The organism is Photobacterium sp. HL06 (genome assembly GCF_059552575.1).
Genome location: NZ_CM183914.1, coordinates 3567972 through 3591157, shown reverse-complemented (window position 1 = coordinate 3591157; position 23186 = coordinate 3567972). Strand labels below are relative to the sequence as shown.

12 protein-coding genes, 1 tRNA gene and 2 rRNA genes are annotated in these 23186 nt (G+C 50.3%); 4 read left to right on the top strand and 11 right to left on the bottom strand.

Features of this window, described 5'->3' with window-relative positions:
- Nucleotides 1–309 precede the first annotated feature (309 nt).
- The 4 genes from AC51G0_RS16170 (at nt 310) to AC51G0_RS16155 (ending at nt 4466) form a co-directional block, all read left to right on the top strand.
- Nucleotides 310–3201, top strand: a 23S ribosomal RNA gene (locus AC51G0_RS16170).
- 183 nt (nt 3202–3384) lie between these two features.
- Nucleotides 3385–3500: ribosomal RNA gene (rrf, locus tag AC51G0_RS16165) — 5S ribosomal RNA — on the top strand.
- A gap of 14 nt (nt 3501–3514) precedes the next feature.
- Nucleotides 3515–3591, top strand: a tRNA-Asp gene (locus AC51G0_RS16160).
- Between the two features lie 566 nt (nt 3592–4157).
- The gene (locus tag AC51G0_RS16155) at nt 4158–4466 is read left to right on the top strand and encodes an MliC family protein (RefSeq protein ID WP_496299746.1); all 309 of its coding nucleotides are present in this window, start codon (nt 4158–4160) and stop codon (nt 4464–4466) included.
- Nucleotides 4467–4625: 159 nt separating this feature from the next.
- Here the strand turns inward: AC51G0_RS16155 and AC51G0_RS16150 are convergent, their stop codons facing one another.
- The 11 genes from AC51G0_RS16150 to AC51G0_RS16100 all read right to left on the bottom strand — a co-directional run bounded on the left by AC51G0_RS16150 (nt 4626) and on the right by AC51G0_RS16100 (nt 23021).
- Nucleotides 4626–6038, bottom strand: coding sequence for a phosphoglucomutase/phosphomannomutase family protein (locus AC51G0_RS16150; RefSeq protein ID WP_496299744.1), 1413 nt, complete (start codon nt 6036–6038; stop codon nt 4626–4628).
- Between the two features lie 60 nt (nt 6039–6098).
- On the bottom strand, nt 6099–8504 hold the full coding sequence (locus AC51G0_RS16145) for a glycoside hydrolase family 94 protein (protein WP_496299742.1): 2406 nt from the start codon (nt 8502–8504) through the stop codon (nt 6099–6101).
- Between the two features lie 42 nt (nt 8505–8546).
- A complete protein-coding gene (locus AC51G0_RS16140) occupies nt 8547–10481 on the bottom strand; it encodes a beta-N-acetylhexosaminidase (RefSeq protein WP_496299740.1) in 1935 nt (644 codons plus the stop codon).
- Between the two features lie 9 nt (nt 10482–10490).
- Entirely contained in the window at nt 10491–11366 is an 876-nt protein-coding gene (locus AC51G0_RS16135; protein WP_496301982.1) for a glucosamine kinase nucleotide-binding domain-containing protein, read from the bottom strand.
- A 4-nt stretch (nt 11367–11370) separates the two neighbouring features.
- Nucleotides 11371–13107 (bottom strand): glycoside hydrolase family 9 protein, encoded by a 1737-nt coding sequence (locus AC51G0_RS16130; protein ID WP_496299738.1) that lies wholly within the window; start codon nt 13105–13107, stop codon nt 11371–11373.
- A gap of 11 nt (nt 13108–13118) precedes the next feature.
- Complete coding sequence (locus AC51G0_RS16125) at nt 13119–14114, bottom strand: ABC transporter ATP-binding protein (protein ID WP_496299737.1); 996 nt, start codon at nt 14112–14114, stop codon at nt 13119–13121.
- A gap of 28 nt (nt 14115–14142) precedes the next feature.
- Nucleotides 14143–15114: an ABC transporter ATP-binding protein gene (locus AC51G0_RS16120; RefSeq protein WP_496299736.1), complete on the bottom strand. Its 972-nt coding sequence runs from the start codon at nt 15112–15114 to the stop codon at nt 14143–14145.
- Nucleotides 15114–16139: an ABC transporter permease gene (locus AC51G0_RS16115; protein WP_496299735.1), complete on the bottom strand. Its 1026-nt coding sequence runs from the start codon at nt 16137–16139 to the stop codon at nt 15114–15116. Before AC51G0_RS16115 ends, AC51G0_RS16120 begins: the two co-directional genes overlap by 1 nt.
- Nucleotides 16140–16141: 2 nt before the next feature.
- Nucleotides 16142–17128, bottom strand: coding sequence for an ABC transporter permease (locus AC51G0_RS16110; protein ID WP_496299733.1), 987 nt, complete (start codon nt 17126–17128; stop codon nt 16142–16144).
- A gap of 139 nt (nt 17129–17267) precedes the next feature.
- Nucleotides 17268–18947 (bottom strand): ABC transporter substrate-binding protein, encoded by a 1680-nt coding sequence (locus AC51G0_RS16105; RefSeq protein WP_496299731.1) that lies wholly within the window; start codon nt 18945–18947, stop codon nt 17268–17270.
- A 687-nt stretch (nt 18948–19634) separates the two neighbouring features.
- Entirely contained in the window at nt 19635–23021 is a 3387-nt protein-coding gene (locus AC51G0_RS16100; RefSeq protein ID WP_496299730.1) for a hybrid sensor histidine kinase/response regulator, read from the bottom strand.
- Between the last annotated feature and the right edge of the window lie 165 nt (nt 23022–23186).

Here is a 23186-nt window from a genome sequence, read left to right as displayed (position 1 = left end):
TAAAGACTTGCTGTTTTATGCTGTGTCCACACAGATTGCTTGGTTAATATGTAAAAGAACAGCGAAAGCGCTAATGAATGACTCCGGTTATTGATTAACGCTTTTTGCGTTATGCTCTTTAACAATCTGGAAAGCTGACTAGTAAATTCAACCATTAGGTTGAATTAAAAATGTTCTTCTTTATGAAGAACGAGTTCTCAAGCAAACACATTCAAGTGTCTTGTGTAGAGTCCGGCGAAAAACCAATTGTGTCCTTATCAGACACACAAACCTTGGTTGTTGACCATACGAAACCTCTTGGGGTTGTATGGTTAAGTGACTAAGCGTACACGGTGGATGCCTTGGCAGTCAGAGGCGATGAAGGACGTATTAACTTGCGATAAGCCCAGTTTAGGCAGTAAAAGCCACTTGAGACTGGGATTTCCGAATGGGGAAACCCACTGGCATAAGCCAGTATCGCTACGTGAATACATAGCGTAGCGAGGCGAACCGGGGGAACTGAAACATCTAAGTACCCCGAGGAATAGAAATCAACCGAGATTCCGGCAGTAGCGGCGAGCGAAACCGGATTAGCCCTTAAGCTAGTTGCATGTTAGGCGAATGTGCTGGAAAGCACAGCAGTAAAGGGTGATAGCCCCGTAGCCGACAGCGCGCTTTTAGTGAAATCGAGTAGGACGGGACACGTGATATCCTGTCTGAACATGGGGGGACCATCCTCCAAGGCTAAATACTCCTGACTGACCGATAGTGAACCAGTACCGTGAGGGAAAGGCGAAAAGAACCCCTGTGAGGGGAGTGAAATAGAACCTGAAACCGTGTACGTACAAGCAGTAGGAGCACCTTCGTGGTGTGACTGCGTACCTTTTGTATAATGGGTCAGCGACTTAATTTTAGTAGCAAGGTTAACCGTATAGGGGAGCCGTAGGGAAACCGAGTCTTAACTGGGCGCATAAGTTGCTAGGATTAGACCCGAAACCAGGTGATCTAGCCATGGGCAGGTTGAAGGTGAGGTAACACTTACTGGAGGACCGAACCGACTAATGTTGAAAAATTAGCGGATGACTTGTGGCTAGGGGTGAAAGGCCAATCAAACCTGGAGATAGCTGGTTCTCCCCGAAAGCTATTTAGGTAGCGCCTCGGACGAATACTACTGGGGGTAGAGCACTGTTAAGGCTAGGGGGTCATCCCGACTTACCAACCCTTTGCAAACTCCGAATACCAGTAAGTACTATCCGGGAGACACACGGCGGGTGCTAACGTCCGTCGTGGAGAGGGAAACAACCCAGACCGCCAGCTAAGGTCCCAAAGTTATAGCTAAGTGGGAAACGATGTGGGAAGGCTCAGACAGCCAGGATGTTGGCTTAGAAGCAGCCATCATTTAAAGAAAGCGTAATAGCTCACTGGTCGAGTCGGCCTGCGCGGAAGATTTAACGGGGCTAAGCTATACACCGAAGCTGCGGCAATGCAGTTTACTGCATTGGGTAGGGGAGCGTTCTGTAAGCCGTTGAAGGTGAATCGTAAGGTTTGCTGGAGGTATCAGAAGTGCGAATGCTGACATGAGTAACGATAAAGGGAGTGAAAAACTCCCTCGCCGGAAGATCAAGGGTTCCTGTCCAACGTTAATCGGGGCAGGGTAAGTCGACCCCTAAGGCGAGGCCGAAAGGCGTAGTCGATGGGAAACAGGTTAATATTCCTGTACTGCTTATAACTGCGATGGGGGGACGGAGAAGGCTAGGTGGGCCAGGCGACGGTTGTCCTGGTTCAAGGGTGTAGGCTGTATTCTTAGGTAAATCCGGGAATACTTAAGGCTGAGACCCGATGTCGAGCCGCTACGGCGGTGAAGTCATTGATGCCATGCTTCCGGGAAAAGCCTCTAAGCGATAGGTTGTAAGCAATCGTACCCCAAACCGACACAGGTGATCAGGTAGAGAATACCAAGGCGCTTGAGAGAACTCGGGTGAAGGAACTAGGCAAAATGGTACCGTAACTTCGGGAGAAGGTACGCTCCTGGCGGTGAAGTCCCTTGCGGATGGAGCTACTGGGAGTCGCAGATACCAGGTGGCTGCAACTGTTTATTAAAAACACAGCACTGTGCAAAATCGAAAGATGACGTATACGGTGTGACGCCTGCCCGGTGCCGGAAGGTTAATTGATGGGGTTAGACTTCGGTCGAAGCTCTTGATCGAAGCCCCGGTAAACGGCGGCCGTAACTATAACGGTCCTAAGGTAGCGAAATTCCTTGTCGGGTAAGTTCCGACCTGCACGAATGGCGTAATGATGGCCACGCTGTCTCCACCCGAGACTCAGTGAAATTGAAATCGCAGTGAAGATGCTGTGTACCCGCGGCTAGACGGAAAGACCCCGTGAACCTTTACTACAGCTTGGCACTGAACATTGACCCTACATGTGTAGGATAGGTGGGAGGCTTTGAAACCATGTCGCTAGATATGGTGGAGCCGTCCTTGAAATACCACCCTTGTAGTGTTGATGTTCTAACGTCGCCCCCTTATCGGGGGTGCGGACAGTGCCTGGTGGGTAGTTTGACTGGGGCGGTCTCCTCCCAAAGAGTAACGGAGGAGCACGAAGGTGGGCTAATCACGGTCGGACATCGTGAGGTTAGTGCAATGGCATAAGCCCGCTTGACTGCGAGAATGACAATTCGAGCAGGTGCGAAAGCAGGTCATAGTGATCCGGTGGTTCTGAATGGAAGGGCCATCGCTCAACGGATAAAAGGTACTCCGGGGATAACAGGCTGATACCGCCCAAGAGTTCATATCGACGGCGGTGTTTGGCACCTCGATGTCGGCTCATCACATCCTGGGGCTGAAGTCGGTCCCAAGGGTATGGCTGTTCGCCATTTAAAGTGGTACGCGAGCTGGGTTTAGAACGTCGTGAGACAGTTCGGTCCCTATCTGCCGTGGGCGTTGGATGATTGAAGGGGGCTGCTCCTAGTACGAGAGGACCGGAGTGGACGAACCTCTGGTGTTCGGGTTGTCACGCCAGTGGCATTGCCCGGTAGCTAAGTTCGGAATCGATAAGCGCTGAAAGCATCTAAGCGCGAAGCGAGCCCTGAGATGAGTCATCCCTGATACTATAAGTATCCTAAAGGGTTGTTGGAGACTACGACGTAGATAGGCAGGGTGTGTAAGTGCTGCGAGGCATTGAGCTAACCTGTACTAATTGCCCGTGAGGCTTAACCATACAACACCCAAGGGGTTTTTCACTGAAATCGTTCCCGGAATGCCGGACCAAGACGATTATCAGTATTGCCTACATCCATGTAGGTATGGACTCCACGAAGCACTTGAATGGTGCTGAGAACAGCTAGTTAACTTTCCCAGATTGCTATTTATCGCCTTTTGGCGGTAGATAAAACAGAATTTGCTTGGCGACCATAGCATTATGGACCCACCTGATCCCATGCCGAACTCAGTAGTGAAACGTAATAGCGCCGATGGTAGTGTGGGGTCTCCCCATGTGAGAGTAGGACATCGCCAGGCTTTAAATTTAGTGCGGAGTGGTAGTTCAGTTGGTTAGAATACCGGCCTGTCACGCCGGGGGTCGCGGGTTCGAGTCCCGTCCACTCCGCCAATCATTAAGTCCCTAGCAGAAATGCTGGGGATTTTTTGTATGTCAGTACAAGAGTGGTAGTTCAGTTGGTTAGCCTATTTACCTTGAAAGCAGCGGCCTGTCACGCCGGGGGTCGCGGGTTCGAGTCCCGCTTGAACGCAAGCCCGGACTGGGCGTCCCCGCCGCTCCGCCACTTATATTAAGCCCAAGACTAGGCGTCCCCGACGAAAGACTTGGGCTTTTTTACATCTGTAGGTTTAAGTTTGCCCGAAGGGCAAATGAGTCCCGGTCGTCTGCGACCTCAGACTGAGCGTCCCCGCAGTTCCGCCACTTATTAAGAAGCCTCGACTAGTCGTCCCCTATGTGTGCCCCGTAAGAGGTTTGAGTCTGTTTTTCATACTTTTTAGTATGGCTAGCTGTCGATGGCTCAAAAAAAACAGAACTCCGTTAAAGGTATCTCAGACTAGAGATAGCCTGACTTTTTGAAAGGTTATAGACATACACTTCTCGCTTCTAGTACACCTTTGCATTCTGATTTATGCTCTTATTGCTAGACTTATCAATGAGTAAACCCGACGAGGGATATCATGATGAGAAAGATATATTTGACAGTAAGTATCGGTTTACTTACTGCGTGCACGACTGACCAAAGCTACTTTCCGGCTGAGATCACTTATGATTGCCAGGCCGGGCAATATTTTACCCTGACCTATCCGACAGCCGAGTCAGCCATAGTCCATTATTTGAATAACACAAGAGAGTTAGATCGGCGGCGGTCTGCTTCGGGGGCGCAGTATCGAGATTTAGAGGGGAATACCTACCTTTATACCAAGGGTGATGAAGCTATGTTGGAGTGGGACAGTATCCGGCTAGAAGGGTGTGCTGCAAGAGAATAAGAAAAAAGGGTAGCTTGGCTACCCTTGCCGCGAAAACCTGAAACCATAGGTTTGCGAAATATAACAGCTATGCCGCTTGTTACCAATGAACTCAACATTTCCTATTTCACACCAGCATGTCGGCAGTGAGTATGGCTGGTAAGAAAGGCCGAAAGGTTGCTATAGCTGCAAGAAATCCTTCAATTGCTGGATGATTGCCTCGGCCTGCTCTTGGTTTTCCATTTCAGCAAACAGGCGCAGTAAAGGTTCTGTACCCGAGAACCGAGCCAGTGCCCAGCCACCATTTTTGAAATAAACTTTGGCGCCGTCGGCGTAGCTAACTTTCTCGATCTCATAGTTGAAAGCAGGTAACTCTTTCTCAACATAAATTTTATCAAAGAGGCGTTGGCGTTCGGAGGCCTTGAAAGTGCAATCGCCTTCTGCGGTGTAGGCATAGCCATACTTGCTGTAGATCTCATCAAGCATTTCTGACAGCTTTTTGCCTGTGGTACTGATCATCTCAACTAGCAGGCTGGATGCGAAGACCCCATCCTTACCTTTGATATGGCCACGAATCGTTAGGCCGCCAGAACTTTCGCCGCCGATCAGGGAATCGTCAGCTTCCATTTGCGAGCTGATATGCTTGAAGCCGACGGGGACCTCGAAGCACTTCTCCTTGTATGCTACAGCCACTTTATCAAGCAGGTGGGTGGTGGCGATGTTGCGAACCACGGAGCCTTTCCAACCTTTGTACTCAAGCATGTAGTAGTAGAGCAATAGCAGTACTTCATTTGGGTGAATAAAGTTACCTTTCTCATCGATAATGCCTAGACGGTCAGCATCACCATCGGTACCAATGCCAATATCATAGCCCTCATGAGCAACCATGTGCTTCAGGCGGTAGAGGGTGGCAGCATTTGGGGATGGCATTAGGCCACCAAAGGCCGGGTTTTGGCTATCGTTGATCACGTCAACATCACAGCGGCCAGAGATCAATACCGTCTGCAACGCATTTTTAGCGACGCCGAACATAGGGTCGATCAGCACGCGTAAGTTGGCTTGCTTGATGGCTTCTACGTCGATAAAGTCGATGATTGAATCCACAAACTCGTTCATCGGATTGATAAGCTGTATTAGCTTGTCATTCAGCGCACTGTCAAATTCAACCTGCTGGATATCGGCCTCTGAAAGATTGGCTATTTGCGCCTCGATCTTTTGGGTGATCACTTCATCAGCATCACGACCGCCTTCAATAAAGACCTTAATACCGTTGTAGTCTGCAGGGTTGTGGGATGCGGTAATACACGCCGAATAAGTGGCACCGATTTGTTTTGATTTAAACATTACGATTGGGGTTGGTACGTACTTATCAATAAAGCTGACCTGAATACCATTGCCGGCCAGTACTTCTGAAAACCATTCTGCGGCCTTGTCGGATAAGAAGCGACGGTCGTAACCGATCACAAAGCCGTTACCGGTTACCTTTTCTGTAATCATGATATTGGCCACAGCCTGTGCTACCAATTGTACGTTGGCTTTGGTGAATTCTTCACCGATAAGGGCACGCCAGCCGCCTGTTCCAAACTTGATCATGTGGAACTCCTATTTCTCTCAATCTCAAAATAAGGGGAGAAAGTCTCCCCTAAAAAAGTATTAACCCATTACCACAGTAACTGTATTCTCCGAGCCTTCCGCTTGTGCTGGAATTGCGCCAGTAATGATTTCACCATTTAGTGTAATCGAAGCAACTCCTTTGCTTACGTTGGCCGGGTTTTCGACTGTGATATTGAACGTAGCTCCACGCCACTGACGAGTCACCTCAAAGCCAGGCCATGTTTTTGGAATACATGGGTCCACAATCAAGCCATCAAAGCTTAAACGTACGCCTAGAATGTAGTTAGTGGTCGCAATGTAAGCCCAGCCAGATGTGCCAGTTAGCCATGGATGGTTAGCACGACCGTGATCTTGGTGATCGCGGCCCATGATGAACTGCACGTACGAATAAGGTTCTGTGACGCGTGTTTCAATCATGTCGTTTTGGTTGTATGGGTTCAGTGCATCGTAGAATTTCATCGCCTGGTCACCACGACCTAGCTTCGCTTCAGCGACCCATGCCCATGGATTCGGGTGAGAGAAAATAGCGCCATTCTCTTTAACGCCTTGGTATACACGGGTGACAAAACCAATATCATCATTCGGTGTCGCAAACGATGGGGCGTTTAGGTGCAAGCCAAAATCAGAGTAAAGGTACTCATCGACAGCGTTCATGGCTTTCTCACCACGCTCTTGAGTTACCGCTCCAGAAACCACAGCCCAAGTGTTAGATTCTAGGTGAACTTTACCTTCGGTTTGTACGTTAGTACCTACTTTGTCGCCATTCTTAGTAATACCACGAATGTACCAACCGCCGTCTTCGTCCCATAGGTGAGTTTCACAAGCATGCTTCACTCCGCCTGCCATGTCTTGGTAGCGTGCAACATCTTCTTCTTTGCCTAGAAATTTAGCGAGCTCAATGAATTCAGTGATAGCCCAGAAATGCAGGAAAGCAACCATTGAAGACTCGCCACCACCTAGGTTTAAGCAGTCATTCCAGTCAGCACGTAAGCCTTTTGCGATACCAGTACGACCAACATGTTCCGCTGTAAAATCAAGGGCAGCTTTCATATGCTCATAAACAGTTGCTTCACCGCCATCAGCGAAAGGAATGACTTCGTCAAAGAAGCTGGTCTCACCCGTTTCCATGACATAGCGACAAATCGTTGGAACGATCCATAAGTGGTCATCAGAGCAGGTGTCTTCGATACCGTGGATCTTATCTTCGTCACTCGGGGTTGGCACAACCGTGGGTGATTTAGAGGGTTCAACGTCGGCTTTTTCTGGATCAAACCAGTCCGGATCGAAGAGGTGAAGACCATAGCCTGCTTTTACTTGGCCACGTAATAGATCAACAAGACGTTTTCTGGTCATTTCTGGATTACTGTGAGGGACTGCCATTGCGTCTTGTGCGGTATCGCGATAGCCAAGACCGGTACGACCGCCGACTTCGATAAAGGAAGCAAAACGAGACCATACAACACACGTTTCAGCTTGGTAAAGTGTCCATGTGTTTAGCATGGTATCTAAACCTTCGTTAGGTGATTTCACCTGGAATTTGGCACAGCGCTCATCCCAGTGTGCTTTGATATCAGTAAAAGCTGCATCGACATTTGCGTGATCTTGATATTTCTCACGCAGTCTCGCGCCATTACCTTTACCTAAGCCAAGAATGTAAACGAAGCGAACTTCTTCCCCTGGCTGAATAACAAATTGCTTGTGCAGAGAGCCACAATGGTTATAACAGGTTTGCGCTGAATTTGAGCATTGACCTTGTTCAACCGCAATAGGATTCGATTCATCTCGGTAGAGACCAAGGAATGAATCACGCTGACCATCATAGCTATCAGGTTCAAACGTTGAGGCTAGGTAGTAGAAGCCTTCAAATTCATTGGTATTGTAGAAAAGGTCGTATTCAATCACCCCTTTTTCATAAGATGTACCTGCGGAGTACAAACTCATCTGATGGTTTTGGTTATCAGATTCAATGTGGCTGAATGAGAACTCAACAAAGGAGAATGCACTGATCGTACGTGGCTTGTCACTATCATTTTTGATGACAACATCCCATACCTCAGCATCTTCGCCTTTAGGTACGAATAAGGTTTTTGATGCATTAATGCCGTTGTATTCACATTTGAATTTAGAATAAGAAAGGCCGTGACGGACTTCATAACGGGCTTCATCAAGGCTTTTGGCTACTGGTTGCCATGAGATTGACCAGTAATCACCCGTTTCATCATCGCGAAGATACGCATAGTGGCCAGGGCGATCAAAGGATGAATTTGGCCGGAATTTCGTTACGCGATTATACTCCGGTGAGTTGTAAAATGAGTAACCACCCGCATTATGTGAAATAACCGTACAGAATTTCTCTGTACCCAGATAGTTGGTCCAAGGCGCCGGGACATCAGGGCGAGTGATCACATACTCTCTGTTGTCGTTATCAAAGTAACCGTATTTCATTATCTTCAATCCTTTTAAATATTTTTTACTTGTTGTGAGTGCTTATTCACAGCGACGGTAATTAATGCCGGCTTTATCTAGGTACTTAAGTTGGCCGCTCAGGCGGGCCTTAAAGTCTTTCCAGCTTCTTTTTTCTGGCTTGGTCCAGCACAATTCGGCGACGGCCAGTAAGCGCGGGTAAATCATGTATTCGAAACGACTCTGGCTGTTGACCTGTTCACACCACAGCGCGGCTTGGATACCCAGAATATGCTGGTGCGCCGGATCGTCATCCTCCAGCGATGACAAGGGCTTGTAGCTATAGACCGAATCAAGGGGAAGCTTGCAGGCCCAGTCCGTACCGGGCTCATCGGCCGAGTATCCCTGTGCCATGTCAAGGTAGGTATATTGTGCTGGCTGCATGATGACGTCATAGCCTTCTCTGGCGCAGGCCAAGCCAGCCTCTTCGTTTTGCCATGAAAAGATCAGGGTATCTTTGCTGATTTTGTTGCCTTCGGTTGCCTCTTCCCAGCCCATCATCCGCTTGCCTTTGGCTTGCAATATCTCCTCGGCAAAATGCAATAAGTGCCCTTGTAGTTCGGAAGGATCCTGATAGCCATGTTGTTCCATCAATGTCTGGCAGGCTTGGCTGTCAGTCCATGCTCCTTTTGGTACCTCATCGCCTCCAATGTGGACGTAGGGGGCAGGAAACAGCTCGCAAATTTCATCTAATACATTGGATATAAAGGTATAGGTGCCTTTTAGTGCCGGGGACAGGATGTTGTCCGGATAGCCCTGGATGCTGCGATATTGCGAACGATCATCTGGGTCAACCAGCAAATCGGGCAGTGACTTTATTGCGGCTCGGCAGTGGCCGGGGATATCAATCTCTGGAATGATTGTAATGCCGCGGTCGCTGGCGTAGGCAATCAGCTCACGCACCTCTTGTTTGCTGTAGTAGCCGCCATAACGTCGGCTGATGGTTGTAAATTGGGGCTGTATAACTTCGTTCGGCCCGCGCCAGGCTCCTATCCGGGTGAGTTCTGGGTAAGCGTCGATCTCGATACGCCAGCCTTCGTCGTCAGTCAGGTGCCAGTGAAAGGTGTTGAATTTATAGCGGGCCAGGTGATCGAGCAGGTATTTTAGCCGTTTCACCGGATGAAAATGCCGGGCACAGTCGAGCATCATGCCCCGATATTGATAATTAGGCTGATCTTGGATCTCAACCATCGGAATGGTGTATGCCGCCTGTACCTGGTGGGTTGGTTTTGCCGGGATCAGTTGCAGCAGTGTCGCGGTTGCATGAACAAAGCCTGATTCTGAGCTGGCCTGAAGCCAGATATGATTATGTTCAACCAACATGCAATAGGCACCATCAGCAAGGCCTTCATGGAGCTGATAGCTGATATTACCCTCCTGGTTGAGCGGAATATCTTCATGCAACAGGCGGCTTAGCTCAGCCCGGAGCCAGCGTGCACTGCCGCAGGCTTTATCCGTGGGGGGAGTGATCGCCGTATGTGAGGTTAACTTAAATTCCCCTGGTAGCCGGGTGAGTGATTCCGGCATCGGGATCAGGTTTATTGATTTCGCTTCAGGCAACAGCATCGCAAGCGGCTGCTCAGTAGCAGGCTGATCGAGGTTTATCGTCGTCACTTTTACCGGTATGGGGTTGATGAAGCAGCCGTCTGGTGATGTGTTCAAAAAGGCTTCCTGGATCCCTTCATCGTATAGGGTGAAAGGCTTGGTGTTAATGGTGAACTCGGTGTAGAAATGGGCGTTTGGGTTTAATGACGTTGAGTTGCCTTGTGTAAGGGTGCAGTAGCTGCCCAGTTGTTTGAGCTGACCATTAGACAGCGTCTCTGCCTGGATCCAGCGGCCAATCGTGAAATGCAACGACCATTTTTCCAGCGCCTGATCACTGAGGTTGTGCAAGGTCAGGGCAAAGCGTGATTGTTGTTCGCTTTTGCTGATTACGGTCAAATCGAGACGGTAGCTCATAATCACCCCTTAAAGCGGGTAAAGGTTGTGACAACCTTTCGCCATTGTGATTGCGCCATCCATAGCATCCCCCTGAGGAAGGGCAAGCCGGGCTCTATGCGGAGGTGCCAGCCAGGGCTGGATATGTTCGCCGATACTGCCCATCAGGCAAATCTTTTCTGCCCCCCGTTTGATTAAGGCCGAGAGCAACATTTCTACGTCGTCTGCAGTTTGTTTTAGCAGGTCAACGGCTAGGCTGTCTCCATCTGCGGCATGGGAAAAAATTGCCGGCGAGAACTGGCCATAATCACAAGGCCGGGCAGTCTTAGACCAGCTGACGATGGCATCGACATCGTGGTTGAAGTGGTTCATTACATGCTGGGCCAATGGGGTATGGGGCACGATATCATCGACACTGAGCAGTACCTGTTGGATCAGGCGAAGTCCCATCACGGCACCGCCCCCCTGATCTGAGATTGGAAATTCTCGCCCGCCAATAACCTGCTGGTGATTGTCTTTTAGCAAGATCCCGCATGATCCTGTCCCGGCAATTAAAATGGCACCTTCTTCACCCTGCCACGCGCCCAGGCATGCGCCATAGGCATCGGTATTTAAGGTGATGGCGGCATAGGGGTGGGGGAGGGCCATGAAGTCGTACCAGGCTTGCTTTTGCTCGGCACCTGCCAAGGCCAACCCGACTGACATGTGGCCGTAATCCGTATCTGTTAGCTGTGCCTGGGCTGCCGCCGTGGCAATGGCATCCTGAATGGATGCCATGGCAACATTGCCACCCAGCAAGATATTGGCGCTGCCTGTTTTGGCCTCGCCCAGGCAATGGCCATCGACATTGCAGATCCGGGCCCGGCAGGATGTACCGCCCCCATCAACACCGACAAAATATTTGATTGTTCTAGCCAAAGTGTCGCTCCTTAAACTGTGCCGTTATCGCGAGCAAATACCAACCGCCATGAGGGATCCACTGCTCGCCCCAGCGCCAGTTTTGCAATATGTCATCGTTGTACGGAATGGGATTGAAGGCGATATCTTGCTCATTATCAAAGCCGGAAGTAATACCGTTGCATACCCCGCCTTTGGCATTGGCAAAGCCGAGACCGGGGAGGTAGTCCGGGTTATTTCGGCCATGCCCGTCCAGCATCGAGATATCAAAGGGGTTTAATCCCAGTAGCCAATCGGTTAGCTTCTGCGCATAGCTTTTCAGCTCGGCTTTGAGTGAAGCCTCGAGGCCATGCTCTTGGGCCAGGTAAGCCATGGTTGCAAGAGACGCCAAGCGGGCATTTTCACCTTGCCACCAATAGCCGCTCTCATTGTTGTGGGGGACGAAGAAGGCGCTGAACTTTTCGTCATCTGTGGGTTTGACATACTGGCGCGGATAACCAAACGGGTTGTTGACCTCTTGGGTGATACTGAGCTCGAACTGTAGGGCATTGGTAAGTACTCGGGTTAGTTCTTGCTGCCGCTTTTGATCCGCTTCTATGGCAACATATTGCATTAAGCTGATAGCCGGTAGGCCAGCCTCACAGGCATGATAGTAAGGTCGGCTACCATTCTTGTTGGCTGACCAGAAATTCTGTTGGCTATGATCAGACATTTGCCGGGAAGCCAGGCGCCCTGCCCAGCTTCTGGCTTCTTCTAGATAGCGATTGCTGTGTGTTGCCCGGAAAAGCTCTACAGCCGCCAGTAACGCACAGTATTCGTCAATAATATTTTCCGTACCGTCATTGAGGTACTGGGTGTTCATATCGACTAGGTGCCAGTAGCCTTTTTCTGCCGCTTGCAGGTAGGCGTCGCTTTTGCTGTCAATATCTAGCCCCAGCAGGGTTGCCGTTTCTGCTTTTAGCTGGCGAGCCGCGGCTGCCAGGGCCGCAATCGAAACGCCGCCGCCCTGACGAAACGCGGCCTGATAATCATCAGATTTGATACCGCCCTGGGTGGAATACGAACAAATCTCGCGTTGCCCCGTAGATTTGCTCCAGGTGTCGAACACCGTTATATAAAAATAACCCTGCGAATGTTGCATCCGCAGCAAAAAGTCTGCGCCGTGCACCGCTTCTTCCATCAGCCGGATACGGGTAAAGCCTGTGATGCTCTCTTCATCTTCCAGGATTTCAAAGGCTTTGAGCATGTTCCAGACCACCATAGGGGTCTGCTGGGGGTTGAGGTAGTTACTGTATGACAGGTGGGAGAGATACTTACTGACATCACCGGAGGCGTCATACCAGCCACCCCGTACATCAACAGTTTCACTGCTACCAATGATCGGCACGTGTTGATCGGCGTGCTCAAAAATCCCGCCGCACCGTTGCGATTTGAAATAGTGCAGAACATCACTGAAAGTGCGTTGCATTAATAGCCCCTCGGCCACAGCAAACGGCGAAGATAAGGTATCACCAATACGGATACGGAATTCACCGCACTCTGTGAGTGCAGTGAAATCAACCGAATAGGTATTGCCAATATGCCATTGCGCAACCGGACCACAGGCCTTGAGAGGCAGCTGCATCATGGGGTGGGCATCATGGCAGCGAATAACCTCTGCGCTGGTAACCGGCAGCTCTGGCTCTGCTAATAGGATGGCCTGCTTGGCACCAAAACGCTCATACCCAAGGTGGTTCGTTAACAGCTGCATTTATCCTCCAATTAGTTTTCGTACAGGTAACAGCGCACGAAATGGTTATCTGACAGCTGGGTTACAGCCGGAAGCTGCTCACGGCATTTGTTTGTCGCGTGGCTGCAGCGGCCAGCAAATGGGCAGCCAAGGCTGTCTGGTGTCCAGAGCGGGATCTCGCCTTTGTTGCCCTTGAGTTTCTCGTGGATCGACTTGCTAGGATCCGGCACGGCTGAGACCAGTAGCTGGGTATAAGGGTGCTGGGGATCATGGATGATCTCCTCGGTATCACCCCATTCCACCATGTGGCCGACATACATCACGGCCAGATCTTCGGCAATATAGCGGGCCGTAGCGATGTCGTGGGTGATATACAGCAAGGCCATTTCGCGCTCGAACTTCATCTCTTCCATTAGGTTGAGCACCCCGGCACGAATAGAAACATCAAGCATTGATGTAGGCTCGTCTGCCAGGACAACCTCGGCACCGACGGCAATGTTGCGGGCCAGGTTGACACGCTGGCGCTGGCCTCCGGATAGCTGGTGGGGGAACTTGGCTGCTGTCTCCTTGGGGGGGATCAGGCCGACCTGTTCCAGTAGGCTGTATACCTTTTCTTCAAGCTCTTTCTTGTTGCCCTTGGCCACTTTGTTGTGGATCAGCAAAGGACGGGCAATGTGGTGGAAAATCGTATGGGTCGGGTTCAGTGAACCAAACGGATCCTGCCATACCATCTGGACCCCCTGACGATAGGTCATTAGGTCTTTTTTCTTTCTGATATCAGCAATATCACGGCCGTAGTATTCGATATTCCCGCCTGTCGGGGGGTACATTTTGGCGATCATTTTTGCGGTGGTTGATTTCCCTGAACCGGATTCGCCTACCACGGCCAAACCGCGGCTTTTGTACATTTTGAATGATACGTCGTTGATAGCGCGCATCATGGGTTTCTTCAGCGAGTTGCTGCTGACCTGGAAGTCCTTGATCAGGTTCTTGCCTTCAATGATCGGTTGTCCAACGGGTATGCTCATAGTTACCTCCTCGATATTCTTTTATTTATTAACTGCTTTGGGTGAAAAGGTGGCAGTTGGAAAAACGACCGGGTTCTAGCTGTTGTAGCTGGGTTGCTTGGCTGAAGCAGGCCTCGTGGGCTTTGCTGCAGCGGGCCTGGAAACGACAGCCCTGTGGAACTTCAAGTAAATTCAACGGATTGCCTGGAATACCGGTGAGCCGGGTTTTTGGCCCCGTTAACGGTGGAAAAGAGCTCCCGAGCCCATCGGTGTATGGGTGGTACGGGGTTTCGAGGATCTGTTTTGATGGGGCGACCTCGACCAGCTCTCCGGAGTACATGATGCCGATGCGGTCGGAGAACTCGACCATCAGCGACAGGTCATGAGTGATGAAGAGGATCGAGAAGCCAAACTCTTCCTTCAGGGCATAGATTTTCTGCAGAATTTCGCGCTGCACCACCACGTCCAGTGCCGTTGTTGGCTCGTCCATGATGATCATTTTCGGGTTCAGGGCCAGGGCTATCGCGATAACCAGGCGCTGGCGCATGCCGCCGGAAAATTGGTGCGGGTAATCACGCAAGCGGCTTGGGTGAATGTCGACGATTTCCAGCAACCCTTTTGCGCGTTTGACGGCTTGTTGGTATGACAGGTTGGTATGGCGCATAATGACATCGCAAAATTGCTCTTCCAAGGTCAGTACCGGGTTCAGAGCGTTCATGGCGCTCTGGAATACCATGGAAACCTCGCTCCAGCGAAAGGCTGTCATCTGTGACTCGCTGAATTTGAGAATATCGCCGTGACCGTCGAAGATAACCTCACCACCGGTAATAAATGCAGGCGGCTTGTGCAGGCGCATGAGCGAGAAGGCAACGGTAGACTTGCCGCAGCCCGACTCACCGGCCAGGCCGAAAATTTCGCCCTTGCCAATATCAAAGCTGACGTTGTTAACGGCCCGGACATCACCGGCATCGGTAATATAGTCGACGCACAGATTGCGAATGGAGATTTGTGGCTGGGTCATTATTTCTCTCCCCCTTCAAGGGCTGGCTGTGGTGTCACAACCGCTTTGGTTTGTTTTTGGTTTTGCTGGGCTAGCTTTTTCCAGCGGCGCATGCCTTTGTGGGAGCGCAGCTGCGGGTTAGCGATTTCGTCGACAGCAAAGTTAAGCAGTGAAAGGCCGATAGCGATGAATGTCAGGGCGAGACAAGGAGTAAGCAGTTCCCACCAGGCGCCGACCAGCATGGACGATGACGTCTGGACGTTATAAAGCATGATCCCCCAGCTAACGATATTGGGGTCACCTAGCCCCAGGAAGGACAGGGTGGCTTCTGTCACAATGGCAAGCATTACCGAGCCGATGAAGCTGGCCCCCACAATTGAGATCAGGTTTGGCAGGATTTCGACCATAATGATGCGCCATGAGGATTCGCCCAGCACCTCGGCGGCTTTGACAAACTCCTTCTCCCTGAGCGACAAGGTCTGCGCCCTGACAACACGTGCCCCCCAGGCCCAGGAGGTCATACCAATGACAATGGCAATAGTTAGCGGGCCGGTCTGACCTATAAATAACGCAATAACAAACAGCAGTGGCAGCTGGGGGATCACCAGCATGATGTTCATAGCGGCTGATAAAATGTCATCGACACGCCCGCCGAAGTAACCGGCAGACACCCCAATCACTGTTGCCAGGAAGCACACCATAAAGCCTGCACCGAAACCGACAGCCAGAGAGGTACGGGCACCATAGACAACCTGGGACCAAACGTCCCGTCCCATCCGGGTTGTGCCCAGGGTATGCTCGGCTTTTTTGGACATAAGCAGCGTCCGTCGGCTGTCAGCCAGGTTTTCCGCTATCCAGCCGTCCGGATTGTTCTGCGCAGCTTTAACAATCATTGCCGGGTATTCATGCGGATTGCCCGTTCTTTTATTTGGTGCAAACTCGGTCAGCAAAGGTGCCAGTATTGCTGCTAAGATGAACGAGGTGATAATCGTTAGTCCTGCCAGGGCCTTGCCGTTATTGCGTAGTAGTTTGAATAATCCTTTCATTCTTATTTCCCTCCCTTACGTAGGCGAGGATCCAGTGCCACGATAAGGATGTCGGCCAAAAAGTTAAAAAACAGCATGAAGATAGTCATAATCAGGAGCTGGCCCTGAAGAACCTGGTAGTCACGCGCATTGATGGCATTGAGAAGTACAGTACCTAGGCCCGGGTAGTTGAAGATCATTTCGATGATAAGCTGGCCACCGATAGCCATACCAATAGCCATCGATAGTGCGGTGACACTCGGTAGCATGGCGTTACGGGCGGCATATTTGAAGACGACGCGGTTTTCGCTCAGGCCCTTGCCTTTTGCCATCGTGATATAGTCTTCATTGAGCAGGTTGATCATGTTGTTGCGCATGTTGATCAGGAAGCCGCCTATCTGGATGATGGTGGCACAGAACAGTGGCAGCACGGCGTGATAGGCAATGTCTTTGTAGAATGCCCAGCTGCTCCAGTCCGGTGTCGTTCCTGCGGTATAGGCATAGGTTGAAGGGAACCACTTGGCACCAATTGCGAAAGTATAGAGGACTAACATCGCGACCACGACTGGCGGTACGGCCTGCACCACCATCATGCCCGGCGAGATGAAGGCATCATATCGGCTGCCACGTTTCCAGGCGGCAAAGATACCAAGCAGAGAGCCGATGCAGAACGCCAGAACAACAGCTGTACCGGCAAGGAATAGTGACCAGCCGACTGCATTGCCCATGATTTCATTTACCGTCTGGGGGAAGGTTTGGATCGAAATTCCCAGATCCCAGGCCAGGATCCCTTTTAGGTAGATAAAATATTGTTGATAAATAGGGCCATCAACAAAGCCCAGCAGTTCCTTCATGGCTGCGATGCGTTCAGGGGTGACCTGCATTGCAGCATTGGCGAACATCATGGTGACGGGATCACCTGGCATTGCCCGGGGTATTATGAAGTTGATTGTTATTGCAAACAGCAGTGCAATAAAATAAAAACTCAGACGTCGTAGAAAAAATCCCATAACTCACACCTTAATCATCCAGTTCATATTGTTGACCAGATTTAAGACACACCTTCCCCTGACCTGTGGCCATCATTGACAAAAAAGGGGGAGGAAGAAGAGGCGATGCGCAACGGGCGCACCGCAAGTAACGCATTAATTATGCTTTAGGTTTTAGGTCAAGTACTTGTAGCAGACGCTCTTGAGTATTGGTGATAGGCATTGGACGGCCCTTCGGATTCTTCTCGTTCCACCAGCCAGTAAAGCGCGCAGTGTTGTACTGAGACGTATACGCACCAGACATCACAGGGATCGTAACCTGATTTTCTGCGATGATCTTCTGGATTGCGTGTGCCATCTTAAGCTGCTCTTCGCGATCCGCGGTCTTGTAGAAGCCTGCCAGTAGGTTATCTAGCTTCTCGTTTTTCCAGTAGTGAAGCGCAAAGCGTGGCATGCCTTCATTGGCCTGGAAGCGGGAGTGGTAAGCACTATCCCAATAGGTATATGGGTCTGCGCCGTGGAAGTAGTTGGTATAGGCAACATCATAGGTTGCATCTAGCATTGCCTGGTTGTAGACCGAGAAATCAGGCGTGCTGGCTTTCGCCTGGATGCCGATTTCCTGAAGCATTTCAACACCTAGCTGAACGGTGTTGTTAAAGTCGGTCCAACCGTTTGGTGACTGTACGGTAAAGGCAATTTCCTTGCCGCTTGGAGTCTCTACGAAACCATCACCGTTGGTGTCTTTAAAACCTGCTTTTTTCAGCAATGCTTTTGCTTTATCAACGTTGTAGGTCATGAACGGCTTGTATTTTTCATAGACCGCATTATCTGACCAAGACGCAAATGCCTGACCCAGGCCAGAAGCGTAGTCATTGACCACTCCGCCGCCGTAGAAAGCAATATCGATGATTGTTTGACGGTCAATCGCCATAGAGAAGGCACGACGGAAGTCAATGTTGTTGATCGCTTCATTGTTACCGGCTTTTGGCGAATTGTAGTTCAACACGAATGCCTGGCTGCCACCTGCTGGGTACCAGTATTTATTATCCGGGCTGGCTGCCGCATAGGTGCTGTCAACATCTGGAATGAAAGAGTATGTCCAGTCGAACTGACCGCTCAAGACCTGGCCGAGGAACTGGTCGTTACCTGCGATCTGAGGCAGGCGAAGGCAATCTACATCCAGGTTGCTGTTATCCCAGTAATTTGGATTACGGCACTGGGTGTATAGCTGTGGTGTAAAGGTATCGATTTCGGTAAACGGACCGGTACCAACCGGATTTTTATTGGTGTAACGTGTTGGGTCTTTAACTTTGCTCCAGACGTGCTTTGCAACGACAGACACTTCGGAAATCAAATATGGAACATTTGAGTTCGCTTCGGTTAGTGAGAAGATCACTTTATCACCCGATGCCTTAATAGATTTAAGGCGTGCGTTGATACCGGTACGATCTAGCTCTGGGTGTTTTTTGAGTAGTTCAAAAGTGAACTTGACGTCTTCGGCAGTAAATGCCTTTCCGTCAGACCATTTTACCCCGTCCCGGATCTCGAACGTTACCTTCATCAGGTCATCGGACATGTAGTAGTCTTTCGCCAGACGCATAACAGGCTCGTTGCCTTTCAGCTCATTGAATACAACTAGTGGCTCATAAATAAAATCTTGAACGGTATCCAACTGAGTTTGAAGGAATGGGTTAAAGTTGCGAACAAAGGTAGGGTAGAACTTTGGTACCATGGTTAGCTCTGTGCGATCTGCAGCAGATGCGACCGGTGCCATCAGCATTGTCGAAGCTGCAGCGATCACTGCTAGCGCTAACTTGGTTTTCTTAATATTGGCAAGCATAGCTGTTCCTTACTCTATTGCTTAGTTGTTTCACTTATGGAAAATGAACGCCCCGAAGGGCCTCTTTCGAGCCCACTCCGATAGAGTCAGTAATGTAACTCTGGTCGAATGGCCGTGTAGGCTCTAAGTGCCTTAAGGAAAACCCTGATTGACATGATCGTCAATCTGAAAGCCCGTTAAAAACGTCAAAACCCCCGCTATTGCTGTAAAAAACGTTAATTTCCTGTTCTAGTGTTGCTGAGTCGCTATCATTTCTTGTGCTAACCCTCACGTTTCTCAGTCTTTGTTTCATTATTATTGTTAGTGCTTACTTTCTGTTTTGGGCTTTGTTTATGGTGGGTTTTGTGTTGTTGATTTATTCTGTGATGTAACGCGTGCCGATGGTTGAGGTTAATTCCCTGCGGAAAATTTCAAGGTCTGATTTGTTGTGATTGGCTTCTCATAAACCAAAATCTATTTCCGGAAGTGGCAATATAACGGCTTCTATTACTCAATACGTCGTAAATTTGAGCGATGTTATTGTGTGTGTAGAGGCTTTATTTCGCGGTAAAAAAGACTGTTTTATGTCCGGAAATAAACGGACTAGGATGATGCTGGCTAATGCCATGTGATGGCGCCCAATGGGCGGTGGTAGGCGAAAAAAAAGCCCGCATGAGCGGGCTGGCTGGGTGTTGGTTAATCGCAGTTTTACTGGCCGATTAAGTGCTGGAGCTTGTCCTTCATCGCCTCAATATCATTGCGCTCGGGGATGGAGGGCTGGCAGCGCTCAAGTACAAAATCGATGGTATTGAGTACGGTTCGCCAGCGCGGGGTTTTGGGCAGCGTTTCAAGGTGCAGGTATTTGTCCAGCGTACGGGTTTGCAGGGTACTGCGATCGAGGTAGACCCGCCATAAACCACTTTCTTCTGCCAGTTCAAACTTTGTTTTCTGCGTTGACTGTTCCCAAAGCTTCAGTGTTGCTTTCATGACTTCAACCAGCAGCTCTCGTACAGAATCGGCTTTATTCTGGCCGCTGTTATCCAGCTTGTCGGCCAGTCGGGTAAACTCGCCACCCAATTCACGCAATTGTTGTAAGCACCCCTTGTCGCCGTCAAAAGCAAAACCGGACAAAACATCAACGGCGCTTTCTAGTACCTTAACTCGATGCTCGGTTGCTGGGCCGTTATTATCAAAAACAAACATTCGCTGCAGGCCGGATTCTTCCGGAAGGTTGATCACGTCGGTATCTAGGGCAGTGAGTTCATCACCGATACGATAGAGCAGAGTGCCATTGAAGTGATGGCTGCTAGTTATGTCCTTGGGTAGGTGAGTGGCGAGAATGTCATCGATGCTATGGCGTTCCAGCTGCTCCGGGGCGCGATGAAAGAGTTTGCCAGCGGCACTGTTGGCATAACGGATACGGCCTCCGCCCTGGACACAGAGAATCGCTTCGCTGGTGGACTCCAGTAGCCCAAGCAGGCGGGTCTGTGCCTCTAGCAGGCCTGCTTCGACCTGCTCCCTGCGTTCAATTTCCTGTTTCAGCGCCAGGTTTCTCTGGCGTTGGATTTCTGTTTGCCCGGCTTTGATATGGGCGCCGATCCGTGCTGTCAGCTCCTCTTTGTTAAACGGTTTTGTCAGGTAGTCATTGGCACCGGATTCAAAGCCTTTGACTCGGTCTTGTACCTGCCCGAGGGCGGATAGCATAATGATCGGTAGCTCAAGCAATGAATACTGCTTGCGCAGATGCTGGCAAACCTCGTAGCCAGACATTTCTGGCATCATGATGTCGAGCAGTATAAGTGCAGGTTGTTGGGTTTCCAGTAGTTTTAATGCTTGCGGGCCACTGTCAGCGGTGATGACCCGGTAGCCCTCGAGGCGAAGGAAGTTATTCAGTACCTGTAGGTTGACGGGCTCATCATCGACAACCAGAAGCAATTCGCCATCAGGGTTTTCCGGTATGCTTTCTGTTTCGCAAAATGTTGTATCTGAAGAAGGGACCTGGAAGTGGTTGCTTCGGCTGGCCAGCTGGCTGTCAGCAATATCTTCTGGTGATGCCAGGTTAAGGGTGAAGCTAAATGTTGCGCCGACCATGGGCTGGCTGCTGACATACAGCCTGCCTCCCATTAACTCGATGAGCTGGCGGCTGATGGACAGGCCCAGCCCTGATCCCTGGCGGTAGTGGGCGGAGTTGACATTGGCCTGGATCAGGGGCTCAAAAATATGTTCGAGCTGCTCGGGCGGGATCCCTTGCCCGGTATCAACGACCTGGATACGGATCTGGCTCTCCAAGATGGTGGCGGAGAGGATAATCTTACCTTCCGAGGTGTATTTAATCGCATTGCCGACGAGGTTATACAAAACTTGTTCAAGGCGCTGCTCATCACCGAGTACCGGCGGCAGATCATCCGGGATTTGATTGATGATCCGAACAGGCTTGCTGCCAAGCAGGTGGCTGGATAACTCCAGTACTAGCCGAACGGCACAAGCCAGGTCGACGGCTTGTTTGTTGATATCCAGATCCCCGTAGCGCATTTTGTGGTAATCGAGCAGGTCATCTACCAGGTTGGTCAGGCGCTGGCCACTGTTAATCATCATTTCAAGCTGTCGCCGCTGGGTGTGCTGAACAGGGCCACTCGCCCCGGCTAGCAACGACTCGGCAATGCCCACCATGCCATGCAGTGGGGTACGCAGTTCATGTGATGTGGTGGCAAGAAAGTCATCCTTGAGCTTATCAGCGGTTTGCAAATCATCATTTTGCTGCTGTATCACCTGTAGGTTTTGTTCTAGTTCGGTGTTTTGCTTACGGATCAGGGCGATTTTTTCACGGATCGAGCGTTGCATTCTGGCAAAGCTCACGGCAAGGCGGCCAATCTCGTCACTCCGCTCGGTGCTGGTGATTTTTTGCTCCATATCACCGGCAGAAACCCGCTCGGCCGCCCAGGTTAACCGCAGCAAGGGGGCCGTTATGGAGTTGGATAACCAGTGCGACGCGATGATCACCAGGATAATGGCAGTGATCATTGCCACCGCAAAGATTTTCTCAAGCTGGCGGATCCGGGCAAAGGCTTCCTCTTCGGGCAACTCGACGACCAGTGCCCATGGATTGCCCAGGACATCAATCTGAGTAAAAGCGCTCAGTACCGGGATCTGGTTGAAATTAAGAAAGCTCCCCACACCGCTATGACCGCCCAGCGCACTTTCGATACTCGGGCTCGAGAGATCCTGCGGAAGCATTTCGCCACTAGGCAGGCGCGATAGGTGATCACTGCCCACCAGTAAGGTCTGTACATGGGTGGAGTTACTGCCACTATCGGCGATAAACTCGCTAATTGATTGGTTTCCTAGCTTGAAGAAAACATAGCTATGGAGGTAGCCCTGCTGAATGATCGGTGCTGCAAACCAGGCGGCGTTTTCTTCCTCCGAGGGAGCGGCGGTGAAGTCGGTAAAGGCAACGGGTACCTGATCCGGCTTGCTCTGATGCTGCTGTGTCTTTTTCTTGATAGTGGAAAATGTGTGTCTTAAGGCCGGAAAAGGGGTGTCGTCAGTAATCAGGTTTAGACTGAACATATCGGGGTTAGTGGCGGAATACACCACGTTGCCTTTGATATCAACGAGCAGAATGTCACTGAAGTTAGAACGCTTGAGGTATTCGTCATACGCCCAGTTATAGCGTTTATGCATCAGGCGGTAGCGCTCATGGCCCAGGTAACTGCCATTATCAGTGCTGTTATGGGGTTTGGTGATCAGTGTTTCGGTAAAAAAGCGGCCATTATCTACGCCTTTGGCGAGTACTGAGATATCTCCCAATTGATGGTAGGCTCCCACTAAACCATAAAATCGCCCACCACTGGCATTAGCCAGCTCTGAGCGGGCAAAACTTTGTACCTCTGACTCTCTGGCTGAAAAGTAGCTATTGAGTTGTTTTTGCTTATTTTCTAATAGTGAGGCCAGGTGGTTGGTACTCTGCCAGGTGAGATCATTGGTATGGGAGTTGAGAAAAAAAAGGGACGATAGTGTCAGCGGGGTAATGCTGAGTACGAGAAAAGCCAGCATAAGCGTATGCTGGAGGCGTTTGAAACGGGTAGTCTTCTGCATTCCTGTGCCTGAAATTAACCTATTGGAAACGAGGGGTAAAATTCAACGTACGATTGATTGCCATTCAGCCTGGTTGATCATGGGGCGATTTTTGACGTTTTTAGCGTGATGGCCACAATATAGAGGCTTGCTAGAGAGGCAAAAAACACCAAGATTTCCAGTTAT

Bases quoted from the DNA above. Each gene is read 5' to 3' on its own strand.
- AC51G0_RS16110 (WP_496299733.1), bottom strand. From the start codon at position 17,128: ATGGGATTTTTTCTACGACGTCTGAGTTTTTATTTTATTGCACTGCTG.
- AC51G0_RS16100 (WP_496299730.1), bottom strand. From the start codon at position 23,021: ATGCAGAAGACTACCCGTTTCAAACGCCTCCAGCATACGCTTATGCTG.
- AC51G0_RS16150 (WP_496299744.1), bottom strand. From the start codon at position 6,038: ATGATCAAGTTTGGAACAGGCGGCTGGCGTGCCCTTATCGGTGAAGAA.
- AC51G0_RS16105 (WP_496299731.1), bottom strand. From the start codon at position 18,947: ATGCTTGCCAATATTAAGAAAACCAAGTTAGCGCTAGCAGTGATCGCT.
- AC51G0_RS16155 (WP_496299746.1), top strand. From the start codon at position 4,158: ATGATGAGAAAGATATATTTGACAGTAAGTATCGGTTTACTTACTGCG.
- AC51G0_RS16120 (WP_496299736.1), bottom strand. From the start codon at position 15,114: ATGACCCAGCCACAAATCTCCATTCGCAATCTGTGCGTCGACTATATT.
- AC51G0_RS16130 (WP_496299738.1), bottom strand. From the start codon at position 13,107: ATGCAGCTGTTAACGAACCACCTTGGGTATGAGCGTTTTGGTGCCAAG.
- AC51G0_RS16115 (WP_496299735.1), bottom strand. From the start codon at position 16,139: ATGAAAGGATTATTCAAACTACTACGCAATAACGGCAAGGCCCTGGCA.
- AC51G0_RS16145 (WP_496299742.1), bottom strand. From the start codon at position 8,504: ATGAAATACGGTTACTTTGATAACGACAACAGAGAGTATGTGATCACT.
- AC51G0_RS16140 (WP_496299740.1), bottom strand. From the start codon at position 10,481: ATGAGCTACCGTCTCGATTTGACCGTAATCAGCAAAAGCGAACAACAA.
- AC51G0_RS16125 (WP_496299737.1), bottom strand. From the start codon at position 14,114: ATGAGCATACCCGTTGGACAACCGATCATTGAAGGCAAGAACCTGATC.